The sequence below is a fragment of the Romboutsia sedimentorum genome (assembly GCF_030131845.1).
In the GTDB taxonomy this organism is placed as follows: domain Bacteria; phylum Bacillota; class Clostridia; order Peptostreptococcales; family Peptostreptococcaceae; genus Romboutsia_D; species Romboutsia_D sedimentorum.
The window spans coordinates 127,833-152,898 of record NZ_JASKYM010000004.1; the positions used below are offsets into that span (position 1 = coordinate 127,833).

Consider the following 25,066-nt stretch of genomic DNA (forward strand, 5'->3'; position numbering starts at 1 on the left):
AGCTTTTACTTAAGTTATCTATTTAGATTCAACTATTTTTCCGTCAGCTATAGTTATAATTCTATCAGCTTTTTTTGCAATCTCATAATTATGAGTTATCATAACTAAAGTTTGTTTAAATTCCTTAACACAAAATTCTAATATTTTCATTACTTCATCTGTAGTCTTTGAATCTAAGTTTCCAGTAGGTTCATCTGCAAATATCACTGATGGCTTATTTGCAAGTGCACGAGCTATTGCCACCCTTTGTTGTTGCCCTCCTGAAAGTTCATTAGGAAATTTATTGATTTGGCTTGAAATGCCAAGTTTCTCAATTAAAGTATTTATGTAATCTTTGTCTTCTTTTTTTCCGTCTACAGATACTGGAAGTACTATATTGTCATATACATTTATAACTGGTATTAGATTGTAACTTTGAAATATAAATCCAAACTCTTCTCTTCTTATCTTTGATAATTTGTCATCGTTCATAGTGTATATATCTATATCATTAAGATAAACATTTCCAGAGGTTGGCTTATCTAGCCCTGCCATACAGTGAAGTAATGTACTTTTTCCCGAACCACTTGGACCTATTATAGCAGTAAATTTATTTGGTTCTATTTCTAAATTTATTCCATCTATTGCGTGTACTTTATTTTCTTGTTTTCCATATACTTTTTTTAAATTTGATACTTTTAATTTTTTCATATTAGTCTCCCCCAAAATTGATTTTTAGTTGTTGTTTTAAAGTTCTTAGTAATTTTCTGAAATTCCCTCTGTTATTGCCGCTCCTTCTATCTTGTCTTTAGATAAATATACTGCAACAAATCCCATAATACCAAAAACAGTAAATAATATAAGTATTTGAGTCCAAGGAATCTCGTATTGTGCTGTCCTAGTATATCCGCCTACTAGCAGTTCTTCGTTCATTTTAGCTATATGATAATTGTGATTAACTGTTGCAACCACAGCTCCTATTACAGAAGCTACCATTACATATAGTTCACTTTCAATAAGTAGGATTTTTTTAATGCTCTTCGTATTCATTCCAATTGCTCTTAAAGTTGATAACTCTTTTCTTCTTGTAATAATATTACTTCTCATAATGAAAATTATATTAACTGCAAGTATTAATAGGGTCAAAGTCTGATATATTACAGAAAGCTTTTCTTCTGAACTTTGTTGTGCTCCTATAAACTTTAGTTCTTCTCCTTTTCCATTGATCACTGTAGAACTATAATTTTTAGTTAATTTTTTTAATCTTTTTTCTACAGGATATACCTGTCCTTTTTCAGCCGTCACAAAAAGCTTATTGTATTCTTTCTGCCCTGTTAGTGCTTTATAGTCATCTTCCCTAAATATTGCTTGAGCTCCTTGAGCTTGTGTATTACCATCCTGACCTGCTGCATATGATGCTTTCATTATAGCTCCAACCTCAACCTTAAAGTTTTCGTATTTTTCAATACCATCTATATATACAGGAATTTTTATATCTATAATATCTCCTATTTTCACATCATCAATTACCTTTGCATCAAAAGAATGTGTAACTTGTGAATTTGTATTGTTAACTAAAATTACTTTCTTGTGTTCACCAGATGTAGGCTTTAGGATATTTTCCCCTTTTTCAATAAATCCTTGTCTTTTCTTTAACATATCGTCACTATATCCTCTTATTAAAAGTGGATATTCATTGTTATGTTTCTCTTGATAAGAATCATTTACTCTGCCTAATTCATCTTGATAAGCTTTTGACAACTTATCTTTAGAAAGTAAAATTTGACCTTGATAATTATGAAAATGTGGTTCTACATACCTTACCCCTTTTGTATCCTTCACTTTTTGTATCAAATTATTATCTATTTTATAAAATAAAGATTCTGAGCTTCCAGAGCTACCCTCAACAGTTTTATCTACACTTCCATATGACATCGACCATGAACCACCTGTTATTCCTTCTGCCATATTCTTTTTTACAAAGCTTTTAACACCTAGATTTAATATAAACATTGTTCCAACAAAAGTGATTGCTAATATTGTCAATATTGTTCTAGGCTTATTTCTCCATAGGTTTCTAGTCGCTATACTTCTAAGTAAATTTTTACTTTTCTCGTCTTTCTTTTTATTATTTTTCTTTGATTTTTTTTCATACTTCTCACTTGCCCTTGTAGCCTCTATTATAGATATTTTCATAGATTTTATAATTACTATAAAACTAGAAAGAGATACTGATATAATTGAAACTGCAAAAGAGCATATTATACTAGGTATTTGTATTGTTAGCATAGAACTGTATCCATACACAACTCTTAACCCAACATATGAAAAAATTATTCCAAATACTATCCCTATTAGCGTTCCTAAAATTATATAAATAAAACTCATAGTAATAAGCATTCTTTTTACTTTTTTGTTTGACATACCAATACATCTCATAAGACCTATTTGTCTAGTCATATCCTGAAAAATAATATTGAAAATATTGTATATTACGATAGTTGATACAACTACTAGAAGCACTGAATTTTCAATATTTTCTCTGCTATATTTTGAAATTTGTTTGTGATATTTCGCTAAATCAACTTCAGCATTTTCATGTACCTTAGATAAGTTAGTATCTAATTTTTTTATCATCTTCGTTATAAATTGAGATACATTTTTCTCTGACTTAAGATATATTGTCCCAGTATATGTATCATTTACTTTTATTGGTAACTTAGAGTCTTTATGCACAAAAGCTCGAAATGTAGCACCATAACTAGATGTTTCATAATATTTATCTGGTTTTTCTATAAGTCCAACTATTTTGAATTTTTTATTTGCACTGTCTATATGGTTAATTCCATTGCCATCAATATACTTATTTAAAAGCATTGAATCTATGTTTTTATTTAATGGGTAAGATATTCCCATCTTGCTTGCAGCTTCTTTTTCTATTACTATTTCTCCGTCTTTTATTGGTTCACTTCCCTCTATCTTATATCCAACAGAACTTATAAAACCTTTGTCAAATGAACTTAAATCAAGCTTAACTCCACTTTTTTTATCGACTATGTTGCATAGTTCTTTTGAAGTGTTTGATTTTGATATATCTTTTTCATTTGTAAATTTTTCTACTTGGCTCTTATCAAGCCCAAAAAATTCTACGTGATAGTCACCATGTAAATCCTTCGCCTCTTTTATTTGGCAATCATATCCCGAATCCCTAATCACAATCATAGAAAAAATAAGCATCACCGAAAGTACAATACATGACAATAGTGCTATTGTTTTTCCCTTTTGTTTTTTCATATACGATCTTGCTAGTTTAAATGTAGTCAAAACTTTACCGCCCTCTCTTTTATTAAATAATTGTATAAAAAAATGCCACCTTCTTTATATAAAAGGTAACATTTGTAAATTTTTTGTTCAATATAAGTCCGACAAGTGGTAATTTTTCACCGACAACTAGCATACTAAAGCACGCTTGTATGTTTAGTAAATAAATATTTATATTAATTTTTTATTCAACTGGTATATAAATAGTAGATATAAATTTATGCTTACTATCCTTAATTTTTAATTCTCCATCGTATTTTTTTATTGAAGATTTTATACTTTCAATACCTATACCATGAAAGAATTTATCTTTTTTAGAAGTAAAAATTTTATTATTTTTTAATACTATTTTATTATTTTTACTATTTTCACATATAATAACATAGTGTCCTTTTATAAAAGTACTTTTTAAAGCTATATATTTTTCTATATTACTATCATCTATTTTATTGCAAGCTTCTATTGCATTATCAATTAAATTTGAAAATATACTACTTATGTCAATCATCTCTACGAATTCACATTTACTAAAATCTATTCCTATTTTAAAATCTATATTATTTTCCATACAGGCTTTACTTTTTTCATGAAAGATAATATCTAATAATACATTTCCTGTATTATAAATATTTTTAGTACTTTTTATTTCATCTTCTATATTGTCGATGTATTTATCTACATCTTCACTACTATTTTTTAAAGATTTTATATTACTCATATGATTATTCATATCATGATATACTTGTTTCATTTTTTCTTGTGATTCTTTTACCATTAAATAGTATTTATATTGCATGTCTAACTTTTCATTTACAAATTCTGCTTTAGCTTTATCTTTTTCTAGTTTTATAGAATTAGTAAATACAGATATTAATATTACATTTACTATAAATAAAAGATAAGGAAATGTCTCTTTAATAGTAGCTGAAAATATAAGCATGTCTGAAACATCATAAAAATGAACATTATTTTTAAGTGACTTATCATATAAATTACCTAAGTCTGTATGTGATTTATTTATAAGTGCTATTGTTAATAAATTAATTATAGTAGTTGATATTATATATAAATAATATTTCTTGCTTTTATAAATGTTTTGAAGCATATAAAAAAAAGATATACTTGCAAAAAAAATAATAAAATTAATTATAAGATTTATTTCAATCAAATAATCTAATTTGTTAAGTGAAACTTGTAAAAACCAAAAAATACTACTCTCTACAAAAATATAAATCAAACTATATATGCATGAAATAATAATAGATTTTCTTGTATTAATTTTATAAAAAGTTTTACAAATTAAATATATTGCCAAAAACATTCGTAGTATTCCTTCTAACGACATTGTTCCAAAAAGTATACCTCTTGTAATTATAAAAATTAAGGCTATACTCGTCAGTACATACTTGACCTCAAATTTATATTCATAAACATAATCGGTTCTATTCATTAACATAAAAAATAAACCTATAAATATTGCCATATTTAAAACAACTAAATAATAGATATCAATTAACATAATTTTTCCTCTATCAAATCAAAAAACTTCTCTTTTGTTTCCTTAAATCTATACCTACTAACAGGTACTTCCTCACTGTTTTCAAGTATTACAACATACTGTTTTATACTCTTTACATGTTCTAGGTTAACTAAAAAACTCTTATGGCATCTACAAAATCTACTACAGTTTATATCTTTTTCAATATTATTCATAGTCCCTTTTATTTCATAAATCTGATTTAAAGTATGTATCGTTATGTTTTCTTTTTGTACTTCTATGTAAGTTATTTCATTTATATCTAACTTAATTTGATTGCCTTGTGCTTTTACAATAATATATTTATTTTTTATATCTACTTCTTTTATGCAGTTGATAATGTTTTCTTTTAAATCATCATATTTTACTGGTTTTATTAAAAATCTGTAAGCTCTTACTTCATAACCTTCTAGTGCATACTCTATTAATGATGTAATAAAAATAATTTCTACTTTATTATCTAAAAGCCTAATCTTTCTAGCGGTATCCATTCCGTTAATTTCATTTAATTGTATATCTAATAAAAATATATCAATATCTTTAGGATAATTTTCAAATAATTCTTCCCCTGAGTTAAATATATATAAACTATATTCAACAGATATCCCTTTAAATATCTGCTCAATGTAATCTTTTAACAACTCTTGTTGCTCTTTTTCATCCTCACAAATTGCTATTTTAATCATAATCCCCCCCTTATGTAGTGTCTTTCCTTATGCCCTATTAAAATTTATTTTATTGATAAATTCAAATATTATTATACCATATTTGAATTTAAGTGAGTTTCATAAAAAAAAGAATATACTTCAAAATAAATACTTATTACTGCCATATTATATTTTACACATAAATAAGAGATAGCTTAACTGCTATCTCTTTATCATATACTGATATTAGATTAATTTTTAGTTGTTGTCCAAAATGTATTAGTAATTTTCTGAAATCACCCCTATTATCGATGTACCTTCAATTTTATCTTTAGATACATATACAGATATAAATCCCATAACAATAAAAATTGCAAATAGTATAAGTATTTGAGTCCAAGGAATATCATATTTTGCTATCCTAGTATATCCGCCTGCTAGAAATTTTTCGTTCATTTTAGCTATATGATAATTGTGATTAATTGTTGCGATTACAGATCCGATTATAGAAGCTATAATTCCATATAGTTGACTTTCAATAATAAGTATTTTTTTTATATTTTTCTTATTCATTCCAATTGCTCTTAAAGTTGACAACTCTTTTCTTCTTGCAATAATATTACTTCTCATAATGAAAATTATATTCACCGAAAGTATTAATATAGTCAGAGTTTGATATATTACAGAAAGCTTTTCTTCTGAACTTTGTTGCGCTCCCATAAATTTTAGTTCTTCTCCTTTTCCATTGATTACTGTAGATCCATAATTTTTAGTTAATTCTTTTAATCTTTTTTCTACAGAATATAACTGTCCTTTTTCAGCCATGACGAAAAGCTTATTGTACTCTTTTTGACCTGTTAATTCTTTATAATCATTTTCTCTAAATATTATTTGAGATCCTTGAGCTTGTGTATTCCCATCCTGACCTGCTGCATATGATTCTTTCATTATAGCTCCAACCTCTACCTTGAAGTTTTCATATTTTTCAACGCTATCTCTATATACAGGGAGTTTTATTTCTATAATATCTCCTATTTTTACATCATCAATTACCTTTGCGTCAAAAGAATGTGTAACTTGCGAATTTGTATTGTTAACTAAGATTACTTTCTTGTACTCACCAGATGTAGGGCTTAGTATATTTTCTCCTTTTTCAATAAATCCTTGCCTTTGCTTTAACATATCGTCGCTATATCCTCTTATTAAAAGTGGATATTCATTGTTATGTTCCACTTGATAAGAATCATTTTTTCTATCTAATTCGTCTTGATAAGCTTTTGACAACTTATCTTTAGAAAGTAAAATATGGCCCCAAAAATTATTAAAATGTGGTTCTACATACCTTACGCCTTTCATATCATTCACTTTTTTTATTAAATTATTATCTAATTTATAAAATAAACATTCTGAGCTTTCGGCATCGCCCTCAACAGTTTTATCTACACTTCCATATGACATCGACCATGAACCACCCATTATTCCTTCTGCCATATTCTTTTTTAACAAACTTTTAGCACCTAGATTTAATATAAACATTGTTCCAACAAAAGTAATTGCTAATATTGTCAATATTGTTCTAGGTTTATTTCTCCATAGATTTCTAGTTGCTATACTTATAAGTAAATTTTTACTCTTTTCATCTCTCTTTTTATTGTTCTTTGATTTTTTCTCATACTTATCACTTGCCCTTATAGCCTCAACTATAGACATTTTCATAGATTTTTTAATTACTACAAAACTAGAAAGAGATACTGAGATGATTGAAACTGCAAAAGAACATATTATACTAGATATTTGTATTGTTAGCATAGAACTGTATCCATACACTACCCTTAAACCAAAATATGAAAAAATCATTCCAAATACTATCCCTATTAGCGTTCCTAAAATTATATAAATAAAGCTCATATTAATAAACATTTTCTTTACTTTTTTGTTTGACATCCCAATAGACTTAATAAGACCTATTTGACTAGTCATATCCTGAAAAATAATATTGAATATGTTGTATATTACAATAGTTGATATAACGACTAAAAGTACTGAATTTATAATATTTTCTTTGCTGTATTTTGAAATTTCTTTGTGACTCTTCGCTAAATCAACCTCAGCATTTTCATGCAGCTCAAAGATATTAGTATCTAGCTTTTTTGTCATTTTGGTTATAAATTGAGATACATTTTTCTCTGACTTAAGATATATTGTTCCAGTATATGTATCTTTTACTTTTATTGGTAGCTTAGAGTCCTTATGCACAAAAGCTCGAAGTGTACAACTATAACTAGATGTATCATAATATTTATCTGGCTTTTCTATCATACCAACGATTTTTAATGTTTTATTAGCACTGTCTATCTGGTTAATTCCATTGTCATCAAGATAATTATTTAAAAGCATTAAGTCTATGCTTTTATTTAATGGCTTAGATATTCCCATATGACTTGCAGCTTCTTTTTCTATTATTATTTCTCCGTCTTTTATAGGTTCTCTTCCATCTAGCTTATATCCCAAAGAACTTATGAAGCCTTTGTCAAATGAATTTAAATCAAGCTTAACACCACTTTTTTTATCCACTATTTCACATAGTTCTTTTGAAGTATTTGACTTTGATATATCTTTTTCATTTGTAAGGTCTTGTACTTTGTCCTTCTCAAGCCCATCAAACCGTACGTGATAGTCACCATGTAAATCCTTAGCCTCTTTTATTTGAGAATCGTATCCAGAATCCCTAATCACAATCATGGAAAAAGTAAGCATAACAGCAAGAACTATACATGATAATAGTGCTATTGTTTTTCCTTTTTGTTTTTTCATATATGATATTGCTAGTTTAAATGTAATCAAAACTTTACCGCCCTCTCTTGTATTAAGTCATTGTATAAAAAAATACTACCTTGTTTAAATAAAAGGTAGCATTTTAAAAGTTTTTGTTCAATATAAGTCAGACAACTAGTATGTTTTTACCGACAACTAGCATACTAAATCAAACTCAAGAGTTTATTGAATTAATAATCGTATTAAATTTTTATCTATATCTAAAACAGTTCTTAGGAATTTTCTGAAATCCCATCAACAATACTTAATTTTTATATTTTAAAGTTTTCACAGTTTAATATATCACTTACAATATCTTTGTAAAAATCACGCTCATGACATACTAAAATCAAACTTCCCCTATATTCTTTTAATGCTTTTTTTAGTTCACTTTTCGCATCTATATCTAAGTGGTTTGTTGGCTCATCTAAAATTAATATGTTACTAGGTCTATTTATAACCTTGCATAACCTAATCTTTGATTGTTCTCCACCACTTAACATACTTATTTTGCTATCTATATGCTCGTTAGTTAGCCCACATCTAGCTAGCATGCTTCTGATTTCGTATCTATTGCATTTATAAAATTCGTTCCATATTTCTTCTAAAGCAGTATTATCATTTTCTATTTTTATTTCTTGTTCAAAATATTGAATATCTTGATGTTCTCCAAGTTTTATAGTTCCACTTATAGGTTTATTAATTCCTATTAAGCTTTTTAAAAGTGTCGTCTTTCCTATTCCATTTGAACCAATTATAGCTATCTTTGCTCCCTTTTCCATTTTTATATTAATAGGTTTAGTTAACGGCTTATCATATCCTATAATTAAATCTTTTGTCTCAAATATAACCCTGCCTGATTGTTTAGATTCCATAAATTTAAATTTTGGTTTTGGCTTATGTTTTGCTATTTCTATTCTATCAATTTTATCTAGTTTTTTCTGTCTAGATTTTGCCATACCACTTGTTGATGCTCTCGATTTATTTTTTGCAATATAATGTTCTAACTTAGAAATTTCTGCTTGCTGACTATTGTAATCCGCTCTTAATTGAAGCTTGTTGGCTTCATATATCTTTGTGAAATTTTCATAATTACCGACATATCTAGTTAGTGATTTATTTTCAAGATGGCATACTATATCTACAACACTATTTAGAAAATCTAAATCATGAGATATTAATATAAATGCTTCTTCATAAGTTTGTAAATATTTTTTTAACCATTGTATATGTTCTTCATCTAAATAGTTAGTAGGCTCATCTAACAGTAATACATCTGGCGTCTCTAAAAGTAGTTTTGCTAATAATACTTTGGTTCTTTGACCTCCACTTAATTTTGAAACATCTTTGTCTAAGCCAATATCTCTAAGACCTAAACCAAGTGCTACTGATTCTACTTTTGAATCTATACTATAAAATTCATTATTAATTAAAATTTCTTGTAAGTCAGTAGTTTTTTCAACGGCTTTTGTAATTTCTTCTATATCCATTGAAGACATTTGATTATATATGTTATTAAGTTCACTTTCCATATCAAATAGACTCTTAAATGCTTCTTTTAAAGTATCTCTTATAGACTTTCCTTCTTTAAGATTGGTGTGTTGGTCTAAATATCCAACACTTATTTTACTGTTCCAATTTATATTTCCACTGTCAGGTATTATTTTATCGGTGATTAAATTCATAAAAGTTGATTTACCTTCACCATTTGCTCCCACAAGTCCTACATGTTCTCCTTTTAATAATCTAAATGATATATTTTTAAATATATCTCTATCTCCAAACCCGTGGCTCATATTTTCAACTGTTAAAATGCTCATTTTAATTCCTCTTTTCTTGCTTTAATTTCATATTAAAATCATAGCATTTTAAAATACAATAACCAAGTTTACAAATGTTTCTGTAGTAATGTGGATTTTAACTAATATAAACAAAGTGCCTTAAATAATTATAATTATCTAAGGCCCTTTGTTTATACTATTTGTTTTTCTTGTCTAATAATTCTTCTAATACTGTTTTCAGTAAGGTAGTAGTAATTAGTAAGTTCTTTAACAGATATCCCGTTTTTATATTTGTTAAAAATCTCTACATTTCTTTTCTTTAAATCGTGCTTAGTTCCACTATCCTCGCCCCAAGATTTTTTATTACTAGACTTTCTAGGTATATATAAATATCCACCATCTATATATTCTTGAATTAATTCAACAACATCTTGTGGTAATATATTTTGTGCTTTTTCATATTTCATGACTCTCGCTCCTATCTACTTTTTTGTTCGTAAATAATGAAGCAAAGACTGCACAAAACTACTTAACCAAAGTTTAGTTTTGGCTCCAAACAAAGTTTAGTTCTGTATGTGTATTACAGTCTTTGCTTAGAGCCTGGAGCAATAACTAGTACTGGTTTGTTTTGCATAAATAACACCCCTTATTTTAATAATTTATATTATTATATAGAATATATCACATAAATTATATCATCTATAGTTGTAGTATTCAAAGGTCATAAATAATTCTGTATTAAACTTGACCTTTGAATACGTAGTTTTTATATCTCCTTGTATCCTTTATAACTAATTATTTCACTTACTATTTCAATCTTATTTATTTTCATTATTCTAATAATAAATTTAAGCGTTTCATTTAAAATAAGTACCATTGATGAAAGTAGTATTATCTTCATCCACATAAATCCACTTAAAGCTACTGAGTTAAAGAAGCTTTTAAAAACTTGTGTGAATAAAACTTGTACTATACCAGTTATAAAAATTATATATAAAGCTAGTTTATTCTTAAAGAAATTTGGTATTATACTATTAAGTCCAAACTCCCTACAACTCAAAGCATTGAACAATGCACTAAAAGCGAAAACTGAAAATACTACAGTTCCTTGTTCTTTTGAAGTAGCGTCTAACACATTAAAAAATGACTGAAGATTTACTATTGATATTATAAGCACTGCATTTATAATTATATTTACTAACATACTTCTTGCTATAATACCTGCTTTTCTTTTAATCGGCTTTCTTTTAAGAACATAATCTCTAACAGGTTCTAAGCCTAAAGCTAATGCAGGTGGTCCATCCATTATTATATTTACCCATAATAGTTGTATTGTAGTAAATGGCATCTCCCTACCCATAACTTGAGACATTACAGCTATCATAAAAGCTACTATATTAACAGTAAGTTGAAATTGTATAAATCGTTGAAAGTTCTCATATATACCCCTTCCCCACTTTATACCATCAACTATAGTACTAAAACTATCATCTGTAAGTATTATATCTGATGCATTTTTTGAAACCTCAGTTCCTGATATTCCCATTGAAATTCCAACATCTGCTTTACTTAAAGCTGGGGCATCATTTATACCATCTCCAGTAACTGCTACCACCTCTGAGTTAGCTTGAAGTGCTTGTACTATCCTCATTTTCGTATCTGGTTTAGATCTTGCTACAATAGAGATATCATTTATTTCTTTTCTTAATTCTTCATCTGATAATAAATCTATATAAGTTGCTTCTACTGCTTTTTTACCATCATCTAAAAGACCTATTTCTTCTCCTATAGCCTTTGCTGTGTTTATATTGTCTCCTGTAAGCATCTTAACTTTTACACCTGCATCGTAAGCTACTTGGATAGATTCTTTTACACCTTCTCTTAGAGGGTCTACTATACCAACAAACCCCGAAAATACTAAATCTTTACATCTTTCATAAGTGTCTAAATTAAAACTACTAGAAAGCTCTCCTTCATAAGTTGCCGCAACTTGCATTGATGATTTATCTATTTTTTTATAAGCAAATCCTAAAGTTCTCATAGACTTAACTTGAAGCTTTCTAATTTCACTAAGTATTTCTCTTTTAATCTGAGGTGTCATAGGTACTACAGTTTTACCCTTTTGCATATATACACATTTTTCTAGTAAAACTTCTGGAGCTCCTTTACTTAAAAATACTCCATTTTCCTGTGTATCTATCAAAGATGACATTCTCTTTTTGTCTGAGCTAAAAGGAACTTGTGATACTAAGTTAATTTCTTTTCTAAATTTGTTATAATCTCTATTTCTATGATATAAAAGCAATGCACATTCAGTTGCACTACCTATGTATTTATAGTCTTTGTCCTCTTTTTCAATATCAGCTGTTGAGTTGACTATACAGTTTTCTTCAAAGTAACTACTGCTATTATACTTACTACTATCAACATATTCTCCATCTATATAAGCAACTTCTACCATCATTTTATTTTGAGTTAATGTTCCAGTTTTATCAGAACAAATTACTGATACGCACCCTATAGTTTCGCAAGCTTCTTTTTTAGTTACTAAAGCGTTTATCTTAGCCATCTTTTGCATAGTTATAGCTAATGTTATGTTTACCATAGTTGGCAAACCTTCTGGTACAGTTGCTACAATTAACGCTATACAAACCATATACGCATCTTTTGCTGGTTCTAGTGATTTTAAAAATGGTATTATCCCTGAAGTATTTAACTTTATAGTTCCATTTAAATTCATTTTTAAAATCATATGCACACAAAGTAAAAATGCTATAATTCCTGAAATAATAGCTATCTTTGCTCCTAATTTACCAAGCTTTAATTGAAGAGGAGTTTGAATATCATTGTCTCCTATATGTTGTGCTATTTGCCCCATTTCTGTTTTATCTCCAGTGCTTGTTACAACCATAATTCCTCTTCCGTAAGCTACAAGAGTTCCTCCAAATACCATATTAATTTGTTCTGCTGGTATATGTTCTTGTTTTATTACCTTGTCTGCATTTTTTAAAACATCCGCAGATTCACCTGTAAGCATGTCCTCTCTTAGCTTCAAGTTAATAGACTGAATAAGTCTACCATCTGAAGGTATCATATTACCACTTTCTATATAAACAATATCGCCAGGTACTAAATCTCTTTTGGATATTTGATGTATTTTTCCATTTCTCAATACTTTTACTTCTATATTGTCGGTTAATTTTGATAAAGCCTGGGCTGCTTTTTTAGATTTGCTTTCTGTTGCAGCACCTATAGATAGTCCTAAAATTACCGCTCCTAAAATTCCAAAAGCGTCATGAACTTCACCTACAAATGCACTTATTACTGCTGCACCTAATAAAATTAATATCATAGGTTCCATAACACTGTCACTTATTGATTCTATTAACGGTTTTCCTTTCTTGATTTCAAATTCATTGTAACCATGTTCTTGTCTTCTTTTTTCTACATCACTAGTACTTAATCCAACTTCAGGATTTACTTTTAGATATTTTAAGGTTTCATTAGTAGATTTACTGTAATACCCCACACACTCATCCCCTTCGTAAATTTGCTTTAAAACTTATATATATCTATATGTTTTTATGCTTGTATATATTACAAATTTATTATAATTATAAAAAAGCACTGATTTGATAGCCTAGGCCTTCAAATTCAGTGCTTTTATAAATAGTAATTTATATATCAAATTTAAAATCACAATCATTTACTTCATTAATTTCTCTTACACCCATAGAGATTTCATATAAACAATCTCTATTTAAAATAATAAGTGATGTTTTGTCTTTTTTTATATAATCCTTTTCTATAAAGCTATTTATCACATTATATAGCTGCTTTCTGCTAACAGACATTACTTTGCAAAGATTATACATACTTACAAATTTGAAAACATCGTTTTCAGAGTTTTCTAAGATATGAAAAGCAAATGTTTCTTCAAGTCTAAACAAATCCTTCATCATTAATTTCTTGTACATATAATATATTCTCTTACTAGTTTTGAATAAAAACAGTTTCAAAAACTCTGGATTCTTTTCCAATTTCTTAAAAGTACTTTTACTTATCCTTAGTATTGTAGAATCACTTGTAGCAACAATATCACAAAATAGATTTTGCTCATACATATAACTAATTTTACCTACAAACTCATTTTCACAAAGTTCATCTACTAAAAAACTCTTCCCAGATTTAGTTATGCATTCTACTTTAGCATTTCCATCCACTACATAAAAGATCTCTTCAAGTTTTTCACTAGAACGAGTTATGTATTGCCCCTTTTTTACATTTAAGATAGATATTTCATTTAAGTAATCCTTTATATAGTCATATATAAGAATGTCCTTTATTTCATTTATGTCCATATGCAAATCATCCTTTTTTATAATATATATTTCTATTATAAACTGAAAGCTAGTAATTAGAAAGGAGTATTATCACCTATATAGCAAGCTATATTATTGTCTAAATAAAGCTTTTGAAGATGTTGCATTTTTTCATGTGTCACATCACCACAATCATGGTACTCATATACTTTTCCTAACTGATTCCATTTTGTCTCACCTAGCCTATGGAACTTCAAAAGGTTGATTTCATATAGTGAGTTTTTTTTCATAAATTCAATTAATTTGTATGCATTTTCATCACTATCATTATATCCACCTATAGTTGGCTGTCTTAGAACAAGTCTTCCCTGCCAACCAGATTTTTTAAGTAATTCAATATTTGAAAGTATCAAATCATTATAAACTCCAGTTCCATCTTTATGTTTTTCATTATCCATATTCTTAACATCAATAAATGCAAATTGAATGTATTTAAATACTTCAAGGAAAATTTCTGATTTTGCATATGCACTAGTTTCAATTGCATTATGAATCTGCCACTTGTGACATTTTTTTAAAACTTCAATTAAAAACTCATGATGCATCAAAGGCTCTCCTCCTGAGAATGTTACTCCACCCTCAGGACCCCAGTTATTAAAATCACGTCTTAGAATTTTTATAATTTCATCAACACTATATTCCTTAACACACTGTTTTAGTGAATTATTTGGACATATGCTAACACACTCAAAAGTCTCACACCTCTTACATATATCTCTTGTTATACTTGGCTTTTTATTTTCATCAAATTTAATTGAGCCATAAGGACATATATTTTTACACGCTCTACAACCCTTATCATATTTACATAAATTTTCTGAGAGCATAAGATGTTTTTTCTTAATCCAACTTTCTGGATTAGCACACCATTTGCACTTTAGTGGACAGCCTGTAAAAAATATGTTTGTTCTGCATCCTGGTCCATCATGTACAGAAAAACTCTGTATATCAAATATTAAGCCTTTTTCATTCATAATATTATCCTATCTTGCTTCATAACCTGAACATGTGCAGGCATTCATAGTAGAATATGACCAGTTCTCTTTTTCCAAACCTGTGCATGTTCCAATTCCATGATTATCTGGATTAGAAAAGTTTTTACAGTTACCACATTTATCAGCAGCCTTAAAATTAGCACACGCTTCACTGTTTTGTCCACTAATAGGTACAACTGCCTTACATAGCGCACATAGTCCTTTTTCACAATCTAAATTTATATAATTTTTACAATCGTAATGTCTCATATAGTTACCCCCATTCATTTTTTAATTATGCTCTATACTTCATATTCCGTTCTATATATAACTTCATCTTGGATAGGTTTACCAATTTCACACCAATATTGTGTAAACCCAGCAACACGAACCATAAGGTCTCTATAGTTATCTGGTTTTGCCTGAGCATCTCTTAGAACTTCTGAATTTACAACGTTAAACTGAACGTGGAATCCACCTTTTCTCATATAAGCACGCACAATATCAAGAAGTTTTCTTGTTCCATTTAAACCTTTTACTGCTGTTGGATGAAGTTTTAAGTTCATTTGTGAATTTTGATGCATTGAATGATCATAAACAGTTGCAGATTCAAATATAGCATAAATACCATTCTTGTCAGTTCCAGATTCTGCAGATAAAGATCCATCTGAGTAAGTTGTACCTGCAAGTCTTCCATCAGCTGAAGCTAATGTTATAAATCCTTGAGGACCATGTGTTGAAACTGATATTTGACATAAATATTCAGGCTTACCATAATATGATTTAAACTTGCTAGTCATATCATGCATATAATATTGATAATCTCTTAAAATACTATCTACATACATATCTGCATTTCCATACTTTGGTGCATTTATGCATGCTGCGAATATTTCTTCGTATTTTTCACTATTTTCAGTGCTAACTCTTGAATCCGGTGAGAATACTCCAGTTTGGTATGCAGTCTCAAATCCAAAATTATTAATCATTGCATCTGCCATCTCTTCAATTGTAAACTTCTTATCATCAAATACATTTTTCTTAATTGAAGCTAGTGAATTTACAAATGTAATTGTACCACAAGATTCAAAGTTAATAGTTGCGTTATATCTTGCTCCCATAACACCAAGGTCTCTACCTTTTGTGAAGCAATCTGGTTTAAGAAGTGAATTTACAACTGGCATATTCTTCTTTCTCCAAAGGTCCATTTGAATATTATTAACCTTGTTAAGAACATCTGTAGTAAGTTCTATATATTTTTCCCACTGATTTATCATTGTTTCGTAAGAATCAAGTTTCCTATTATGAGGTGGATATATTTGTTTTCCAGTTCTCTTATCTAGTCCATTTGATAAAACAAGTTCAAGTATTTTAGGTAGTGCAACAAAGTGAACACCTGTACCACATGTAGGTGATGCACCACCTGGAATCATTGTTACCTTCCCATTGTAATTAAGCGGCATAAAACATCCTGGTGAAGATTCAAGACATCCTCCAAGGCACCATGCCCTTGCATCAATAATATCCATACCCTCTGGACCGTAATGTCTTAGCATAAAGTTCATACCTGTTTGATTGTTCATCCATGCAGGATATCCAAGTCCAAGTTTTGTACAAGAAGCAGCTTTCATAAGGAAGTCTTCAGGTGTTTTTTCATCATATAATATACTTAGTGTAGGTTGAGGAGTTTGATTTCTCATACCTGCTTCAATAATTAAGTATTCTAAATCAGTAACAGCTGATAGACCATCATAATTTTGTCCACCTAAAGAAAGGTTGTTAAATGTATTACCAGAAAGAACTCCCCCAGATACTCCAGCTGATGCAAAACATTCTATACAAGTAATTTTAATTCTATGTAATTCAAGAAGTTCAATTACATCTTCCTCTGTCATTAAACCATCTTCGATATCTTTTTCATAAAATGGTTGTAATACTTGACCAAGTCTACCAATTGACATACCAGACTGTGGATCTTCATTAACAACACCTAAGTGACAACAAATTGTCATTTGAATTGCTTCCCAGAAGTTTGCAGGCTTCTTGTGAGCAATATTTCCCATAACTTCTTCAATTTTTTCATAATTAGCTTTTAATTCTTTATCTGTCTCAATTGAAGCTAAATATTTTGCTTGTTTTGAATAGTTCTCACACCAAGTACTTAACCCTTTAGTGATTTCTTTCATTGCTATATAATAATAACCCCTACTCATACCAAGTATTCCATCATCGCCTGCTTCACCCATAAACTCAGCAATTTTTTCATCGCATAATTCTATAATTCTATCAAAACCATACTCTAAAGGCATGTAATAGTTTATTACTTCACGCCCTTGAGGAATTGCCCAAGAGTCAAACATAGAAATTACAGAATCCATAATACGTTGTTCTTGGTCATATCCTGGAGTATATTTTGCATACTTATCACTTAAATCTTCAATTGAAATTCCATCCCAAGGCTTAGATGTTTTAACTAAAACCGGAATTTCTTCTTTTCTCATACCAAATTTCTTAGCAAGACTTATAACATCCCCGTAACTTTGTGTAACATTACCGCCCCCAGCACCAACTACACTAACTGAATCAGCTTCACTCTCACAAGGAGCATCAACTTCATTCATTAAAGCTTCTGCTTGAGCATTAAAGAAACTTGCACAAACCCAAGGAAATGGGAATGCCCCTCTAACATTTTTTGTCTTGTTCATAACAAGTTTTTCATAAGGTAGGATAGTAGGTGTAATGTGAGATAAGCACGAAGCCATAGCTTTTGCTCTTCTTACTATAGTTACATCCCCATCATTTTCCCACCAAGTTCTGTTATACCAATATGGAGCTTCCATATCAGCAGTAACTTTTAAGTTATAGTAGATTTCCATAAGCCTTTTAGTGCTATCTTTTGCCTCTGGAATTTCATACTCATTAGCATCAACTACATCTGACATTTCAATACCATGCATTTTTAAGACATCTTCAAGTTTAGTTCCATTTGAATTCATTTAAAATACCCTCTCCCCTTATATAATGTGTTGGTACATTAATATTTCTTTCATCTAAATATATTATAATATGTATTTTTAGCTATCAAGTAGTGTAACTTACACTACTTGATAACTAAAAATGCATTAAATTCTAGGATAATAAAAGTTTTTTTAATTAAACATATAAAAGCTCAATATTATATAAAAAAAGTGTTAAATTTCATAAAAAAAGCGTCTCAAAATGATTTTTTAAAATTCATTAAATGAGACACTTTCTATTAATATTTCATAAAAGTTATAAAAAAACTACTTCCTTGCCCAGAGATACTTTTTACATCAATATATCCATTATGAGATTCGATAATTGATTTTGAAATAGCTAATCCTATACCAACCGAATCTTTTTTGGTTAAATTTTTAGACTTATAAAATCGCTTGAAAATATTTGCTATATCTTCTTGTGCTATACCTTCTCCACTATCTTCAATAGTTACCCTTGAATATGCAGGATTATCATACAAATAAACTTTCACATTTTTATTTTTAGGGGTATGTTCAATACAGTTTTTTATAATATTACTAAACGCCTCTTGTATCCAAAATTTATCATGCAATAAGTTAATCTGCTCTCCATAGCAAATACTCAAATTAACATTAGCATCATGTGCAAATTCTTCGAGACTATGTATTGTTTCTTCTATAGTTTTGTTTAAATTATCTTCTTTTTTATAAAACTCAATTGCATTTGCATCTAACCTTGCTAACTTCAATATGTTTTGTACCATCAAATTCATCTTATTAAGCTGAATACTATTGCTCTCAAGAAATTTTAATCTTTGTTCTTCTGTCAGTTTTCTATTTAGTAATATATCATTGTATAATATCATAGTAGCTATCTTTGTTTTTATTTGGTGCGACATATTTTGTAGAAGCTCTACTAAATACTGTTTTTCCTTTTGTGTGGTGCTTACATTATTTTTAATAATACTTCTAATATTAGAAAATGCTAAAGCTAATTTAGAAAAATCCCCTTCTTTATCTTCATTAACTAAAGTACTATAATCATCATCTAATATCTTATTAGCTGCTAAAGTCATATTTCTTACTTTTAAGAAAAAGTATTTATACTGTATATAGTTTAGTATTAATAATAACAATGAAAAAACTATGCTCACAGTAAATATTTTATTGTTATTTTTAAAATTTGGAAATAAGCTATTATTAAGCTTACTTGTTATTCCGTATTCTTTTGCAATGATGCGCCCAGCTTCTTTGTCTTTTGGGCTAATATCTTTAGTTATTAATGGTATTAGTTCTTTTTCTAATTCTGGATTAAGCGTTATTGCTTTTGATACCATACTTCCAACTATATCTATATAATCTTGCTTTTGATTGTTAGTATATGCTACATACAGTAATCCTTGAATCATTATAAAAATAGTAAGAAGTGATGTTAATATAAGAGTACTTCTTTTTACTTCGTTGTTAATAAAAACCTTATTCAACTTTACTCACTCCCTACTTCAATATCCCACTTATAACCTACCCCACGCTTAGTTATAATATATTTTGGATTTTTATAATCATCTTCAATTTTTTCTCTAAGTCGCTTTATATATACCGATAATGTATTCTCATCAAAGAAAGTATCATCTTCACCTGTAATACTTTCAAGAATACTCTCTCGTTTTATTATCTTATTAGGATTATTCATAAATAATATTAATAGTTTATATTCTAATGCTGTTAAATTTAAAAGTTCATTTTTTTTATATACATGACTTGTAGATATATCAATAGTTATGTCTTTGCTTATTAATTTATCTTTTATTTCATTTGATTTATTTGAACGTAACTGTACCTTAATTCTTGCTAATAATTCTCTAACTCCAAATGGTTTAGTTAAATAATCATTTGCACCTATTTCTAATCCCATAACAACATTGACTTCATCATCTAATGCTGTTAGAAATATTATTGGTACGCTTGATTTTTCTCTAATATATTTACAAAAATCATATCCATTTCCATCTGGTAAATTTACATCTAATAATATTAACTTAAATTCATCATTATTAAAGCAATTTTTAGCATCCTCAATAGTACACGTTCTTATTATGTTGTATCCTTCATCAATTAAAGAAAATTCTAAAGCATAACCTAAAGCATCATCATCTTCAACAAATAATATTTTTTTCATAAATAACCTCCTTAATACTTCTACCCCTCTCTAATAGCCTCTATTACATTATCCTTTTCAATTTTTCTCATCGGTATTAATGTTGATAAGAAACTAATTACTATTGATACTAAAATAGTAATAATACATAACATCCAAGGTAATTTCCATGTAATCCCTACAATATCTGATAAAACATCATATATAGCATAAGTAAAACCACATCCAGCTATAGATCCTATCACTCCTCCAACTAAACCATAAAATAAACCTTCATACATTATCATTTTCTTTAAGTCTTTTTGTGACATACCTATAGATTTTAATACAGATAGTTCTTTTCTTCTTAAAGTTATATTCATTGTAATTGTGTTTATAATATTTATACTGCTTATTAATGTGATTACAAATATAAATCCATATACTAATACTTTAATTAATATAATATAACTTTTTTCCATATCATTTGCATCAACATAATCTACTATACTATAAGATGGGTAATCTTGTAGAATGTTATTTATTTTTTCATAAGTCTTTAAGTGTAGTGATGAGTCTTTTAAATCAACTCCAATACTTGCTATATCTGAGTTTGTCTTAGTTAAATTTTCTTTTACTTTATCTGTTGTTATTAAAGACATAGTGTTATTTTGCGTTTCTCTTTCAAAGATATTATTTTCTATAATCGCCATTATCTTTACTTTGTAATCTTTGCCAGAATCATCAATTAAACTAATCTCATCATTTACTTTGTAATTGGTTAGTTTACCCATATATCTCTTTTTAGTATTGTTATCTCTTGCTTTTGCATTAGAAACTAAAATTACACCGTTTTGAGAATTTATTTTATCAATATTAATGTCTCCACTAATCACATATTTTTTAGCTTCATCTAATGCAGTTTTATCGTATACATTAATTTGAGTATATATGAATTCTTTAGTTTGTCCATTAATGTCTTCTATTTCGTATATATCTCCTGCTTCATCTACTTTTTTGTTTGGTGCAATTTCAGAATTACCCCCAATTAATGGATATTTAAGATATACTTTTTCAACATTGTCTAAGCTTTTAATTTTATCTAATAGATTAGAATCATTTGTATTATTATCTTGAGGTGCTGTATTAACTTCTAAATCAATATTTTGATATTCTACATTTGTCCCTTTTAGCATTATGACTTCTTTTACTAATGTAGTAAATGTAATAAATAAAGTCGAACTTACGACAATAGATAATATCATAACACGACATCTTTTAGGATTACGTCCTATATTTTTAATAGCCATCAAAGCTTTAAAATTAAATATTTTTTTTATTAATACATTTTTTCTTTTCTTAATAGATTCTTTTTTTATAGCTACCCTGCTGCTAATTGCAACTAAAGGTGATATATTTCCTACATAATTAGCAGGCAATAAACTTGATGCATAAACAGCTAATATTGTTATTATCGAACTTATTAATAGTGTATTTATATCAATACTTACAATTGAAAGTAATGTATTTTCATTTAGTAATGAGTTTAAGACTCCTTGTAGGGCATATATTGTACCTACACTTATTAACAAACCAATAGGAATAGCTATCATTAGTAGTATAGTTGCTTCTCTAAAAACAATGTATTTTATCTGCTTCTTTGTTGCTCCTATACTTCTAAGTAATCCAAACTGCTTCATTCTCTCTGCTACATTAATTTGGAAAGAATTATATATAACAATAATTGTTGAACTTATAACAATTGCAATTACAATAGCTACAATAGTAAGCATTGATTTATCTGAACCCATTTGATGTAGTCGTATTAATGAATAGTTCTCTACTATATTATCTTTGCTACTTAAAGATTTTAATGTTTCAAGGGTTTGGTCAAATTCTCCTTTTGGATTTATTTCTACCATCAATTGACCATCTTTAGGAGCTTTATCAAATATAATGGCTCTACTAGTCTTTTGACGTTGCATAGAATCCTGTGTTTTTAGAAAACCTACAACCTTATATTCTTTTTTATCAAAAGTTATGTCATCACCAATTTTTAAATTAGAATTTATGTGTGCTTTTGTCCATTCGTCTATACATATTTCATTATTTTTAGTAGGCATCCTACCATCTTTAAGGCTATATTTTAATATTTCATTTGCTCCATTATCAGCGTAATGTTTTTGGAAAATAATATCATTGTATTTAATTTCCTCACCTCTAGATATAATTCCATAACGTGCTATATTAGGATTATTTGATACTTTGCTTAATATATCATCTGTATAAGTTTCATACATTATATGAAATGACATACCTCCACTTTGCTTAGTTTGCTCAATCTGAGATTGTTCAGTCCCTTTCATAAATAGCCCAATAGTTGAAATAAGTGCTAAGGATAAAACAATACCTATAAGAGTCATAATAGTACGTTTTTTATTTTGTTTAATATATCTATTACTTAGCGTTTTATAACTTTTTATCAATTAGATTCACCTCCCTATGTCTTAGTTGTCTATCTTTGTGTCTTTTATTATTTGACCATCTTCTATAGTAATAACTCTATCTGCCATAGTAGCTATATTTGTATCATGTGTTATTAGTATAAGTGTTTGATTAAACTTCTTTGCAGTAATTTTAAGTAATTCAATAACATCTCTTGTGTTTTTTGAATCTAAGTTACCTGTTGGTTCATCAGCAAGTACAATACTTGGTTTATTTACAAGTGCTCGTCCAATTGATACTCTTTGTTGTTGTCCTCCTGATAACTCAGATGGTAGATGATTTCTTCTTTCATTAAGATTAAGAATATTTATTATTTCATCTAAGTAATTTTTGTCTACTTTTTCATTGTCTAATATAACTGGTAGTTCAATATTTTCTTCTACATCTAGTACAGGTATTAGATTGAAAAATTGAAATATAAATCCAACCTTTCTTCTTCTAAATATAGATAGTTCATTATCGTTATAATCATATATGCTTTTTTCATCAATAATAACTTTTCCTGTACTAGGTCTATCTAATCCCCCAAGTAAATGTAATAATGTACTTTTACCCGAACCTGACGCACCTATTATCGCTACAAATTCTCCTTTGTTTATTGATAAATTTATGTTTTTTAATGCGTCAACTTTATTTTCACCTTCACCATAAGTTTTTGTTAAATTTTCAACTCTTAGAATCTCCATAACTTATCTCCTTTAGTTTTTTATATTTGCGTAGTTTATCTCTATATTTTGTATTTTTGCTAATTTTTTATTAACTTCTATTTTGTCTTTAGAATCTCTTAAATCTTTAGTTCCTTTTTTGAATTTAATTAAACTAATAACTTTTTCTTCATTTTCTATAGATTTATAAGTGTTATCATCAGTTATTATTAATGAGCCTTCATTTGATGGATAATATCCTATCCATGAATAACTTCCGTATTCTAAAGGTATATTTTTACTATTTATCTCTAATTTTTTATCTTCACTTGGATACCCAAAGTATATACTTTTATCTGTATCAATATTTGGTATACTTTCAAGCACTACTGTCTCTAGACTTCCACTCGATGGGTCTTTATCTTTCTTTTTACGAAGTACTTTATCTTTTAGCATTTCTTTTGCTGTACTTTTAGTTATTATTAAATATTTATTTTCATATGTCTGCTCTTTTTTATTTTCATCTACTGTTTTTTCTATGTTTATAACTGTTTTATATTTATAGTCTTTTGTATATTCTGTATTATCTTTGTAAATTTCTTTTGCTTTATTTGAACTTTCTTTATTTCCACTTACTAAAATTGAATTAAATGGTCTAGCAGGTCCCTGTAAGTAATTTTTTATACTTATTTGTGCGCCTACTACTACTAATGAGACTGCTACAACTCCTAAAATTAATTTGCTTATTTTTTTCATAAATAAAATCTCCTTTTTTATATTTCTTGTATATACTTTACTTTAAATGAAGTTTTAAAACCATAACGCTAAGCTTACAATATATAAATTAATCTTACTAATTAGTAAGATTAAAGATTTTAAAAATATTAATTAAAAAGTCTGGACAATACATTTGTATATTATCCAGACTTTTATGTTAATATAATATTTTTTATTTTACTTATACGCCTTTAAAAAACATCGCTATTTCATCATCTTCATTTGATTCTACTGATACTTTTTCTAAACATTCTCTCTCTATTTTTGTTGTATTGTTAGCATCAACTAAACAAACATTATTTTTAATAATGTAACTTAGTGCAGCTAAGCATATTCCATAAAATACATATGGAGTTACAGCAGTTAAATAATAATTGATAACTTCAGTTACTTGGGTGCTTGGATTAAATCCCTTTTCAACTAAGCTTAATATATAAATATGTGATGTATATATATTAAATATTGCAAAGATACCCATAACTATTGCTATTATATTTAATACAAGTGTAACCTTTTGAACTTTTTCCATCTTTTTTAATTTCATAATACACTCCTATTTTTTCAAGAAT

18 protein-coding genes are annotated in these 25,066 nt (G+C 28.0%); all 18 read right to left on the reverse strand.

Annotated elements, in window-relative coordinates:
* Positions 1–18: 18 nt before the first annotated feature.
* The 18 genes from QOZ84_RS10045 to QOZ84_RS10130 all read right to left on the reverse strand — a co-directional run bounded on the left by QOZ84_RS10045 (position 19) and on the right by QOZ84_RS10130 (position 25,041).
* Positions 19–690 (reverse strand): ABC transporter ATP-binding protein, encoded by a 672-nt coding sequence (locus QOZ84_RS10045; RefSeq protein ID WP_284132828.1) that lies wholly within the window; start codon positions 688–690, stop codon positions 19–21.
* Between the two features lie 45 nt (positions 691–735).
* Complete coding sequence (locus QOZ84_RS10050; RefSeq protein WP_284132829.1) at positions 736–3,303, reverse strand: ABC transporter permease; 2,568 nt, start codon at positions 3,301–3,303, stop codon at positions 736–738.
* 181 nt (positions 3,304–3,484) lie between these two features.
* Positions 3,485–4,819 carry an ATP-binding protein gene (locus tag QOZ84_RS10055; protein WP_284132830.1) on the reverse strand — a complete coding sequence of 445 codons (1,335 nt, stop codon included), beginning with the start codon at positions 4,817–4,819 and terminating at the stop codon, positions 3,485–3,487.
* On the reverse strand, positions 4,813–5,523 hold the full coding sequence (locus tag QOZ84_RS10060; RefSeq protein WP_284132831.1) for a LytR/AlgR family response regulator transcription factor: 711 nt from the start codon (positions 5,521–5,523) through the stop codon (positions 4,813–4,815). The genes QOZ84_RS10055 and QOZ84_RS10060 overlap by 7 nt, the downstream gene beginning before the upstream one ends.
* 240 nt (positions 5,524–5,763) lie before the next feature.
* Complete coding sequence (locus QOZ84_RS10065; protein WP_284132832.1) at positions 5,764–8,328, reverse strand: ABC transporter permease; 2,565 nt, start codon at positions 8,326–8,328, stop codon at positions 5,764–5,766.
* A 242-nt stretch (positions 8,329–8,570) separates the two neighbouring features.
* Complete coding sequence (locus tag QOZ84_RS10070; RefSeq protein WP_284132833.1) at positions 8,571–10,118, reverse strand: ABC-F family ATP-binding cassette domain-containing protein; 1,548 nt, start codon at positions 10,116–10,118, stop codon at positions 8,571–8,573.
* A gap of 152 nt (positions 10,119–10,270) precedes the next feature.
* Positions 10,271–10,546, reverse strand: coding sequence for a CD3324 family protein (locus QOZ84_RS10075; RefSeq protein WP_284132834.1), 276 nt, complete (start codon positions 10,544–10,546; stop codon positions 10,271–10,273).
* Positions 10,547–10,845: 299 nt separating this feature from the next.
* Positions 10,846–13,608, reverse strand: a complete 2,763-nt coding sequence (locus tag QOZ84_RS10080) for a calcium-translocating P-type ATPase, PMCA-type (protein WP_284132835.1) — start codon at positions 13,606–13,608, stop codon at positions 10,846–10,848.
* Positions 13,609–13,756: 148 nt separating this feature from the next.
* Positions 13,757–14,440: a Crp/Fnr family transcriptional regulator gene (locus QOZ84_RS10085; RefSeq protein WP_284132836.1), complete on the reverse strand. Its 684-nt coding sequence runs from the start codon at positions 14,438–14,440 to the stop codon at positions 13,757–13,759.
* A 56-nt stretch (positions 14,441–14,496) separates the two neighbouring features.
* Complete coding sequence (hpdA, locus tag QOZ84_RS10090; RefSeq protein WP_284132837.1) at positions 14,497–15,435, reverse strand: 4-hydroxyphenylacetate decarboxylase activase; 939 nt, start codon at positions 15,433–15,435, stop codon at positions 14,497–14,499.
* Positions 15,436–15,444: 9 nt separating this feature from the next.
* Positions 15,445–15,705, reverse strand: a complete 261-nt coding sequence (gene hpdC / locus QOZ84_RS10095) for a 4-hydroxyphenylacetate decarboxylase small subunit (RefSeq protein WP_284132838.1) — start codon at positions 15,703–15,705, stop codon at positions 15,445–15,447.
* Between the two features lie 32 nt (positions 15,706–15,737).
* Positions 15,738–18,431: a 4-hydroxyphenylacetate decarboxylase large subunit gene (gene hpdB / locus QOZ84_RS10100; protein ID WP_284132839.1), complete on the reverse strand. Its 2,694-nt coding sequence runs from the start codon at positions 18,429–18,431 to the stop codon at positions 15,738–15,740.
* Between the two features lie 260 nt (positions 18,432–18,691).
* Complete coding sequence (locus tag QOZ84_RS10105) at positions 18,692–19,918, reverse strand: sensor histidine kinase (RefSeq protein WP_284132840.1); 1,227 nt, start codon at positions 19,916–19,918, stop codon at positions 18,692–18,694.
* A 2-nt stretch (positions 19,919–19,920) separates the two neighbouring features.
* A complete protein-coding gene (locus QOZ84_RS10110; RefSeq protein WP_284132841.1) occupies positions 19,921–20,613 on the reverse strand; it encodes a response regulator transcription factor in 693 nt (230 codons plus the stop codon).
* A gap of 20 nt (positions 20,614–20,633) precedes the next feature.
* Positions 20,634–23,057, reverse strand: a complete 2,424-nt coding sequence (locus tag QOZ84_RS10115) for an ABC transporter permease (protein WP_284132842.1) — start codon at positions 23,055–23,057, stop codon at positions 20,634–20,636.
* Between the two features lie 21 nt (positions 23,058–23,078).
* A complete protein-coding gene (locus QOZ84_RS10120; RefSeq protein WP_284132843.1) occupies positions 23,079–23,762 on the reverse strand; it encodes an ABC transporter ATP-binding protein in 684 nt (227 codons plus the stop codon).
* Positions 23,763–23,774: 12 nt separating this feature from the next.
* A complete protein-coding gene (locus tag QOZ84_RS10125; protein WP_284132844.1) occupies positions 23,775–24,476 on the reverse strand; it encodes a lipoprotein BA_5634 family protein in 702 nt (233 codons plus the stop codon).
* A gap of 202 nt (positions 24,477–24,678) precedes the next feature.
* Positions 24,679–25,041, reverse strand: a complete 363-nt coding sequence (locus QOZ84_RS10130) for a hypothetical protein (protein WP_284132845.1) — start codon at positions 25,039–25,041, stop codon at positions 24,679–24,681.
* Positions 25,042–25,066: the final 25 nt, after the last annotated feature.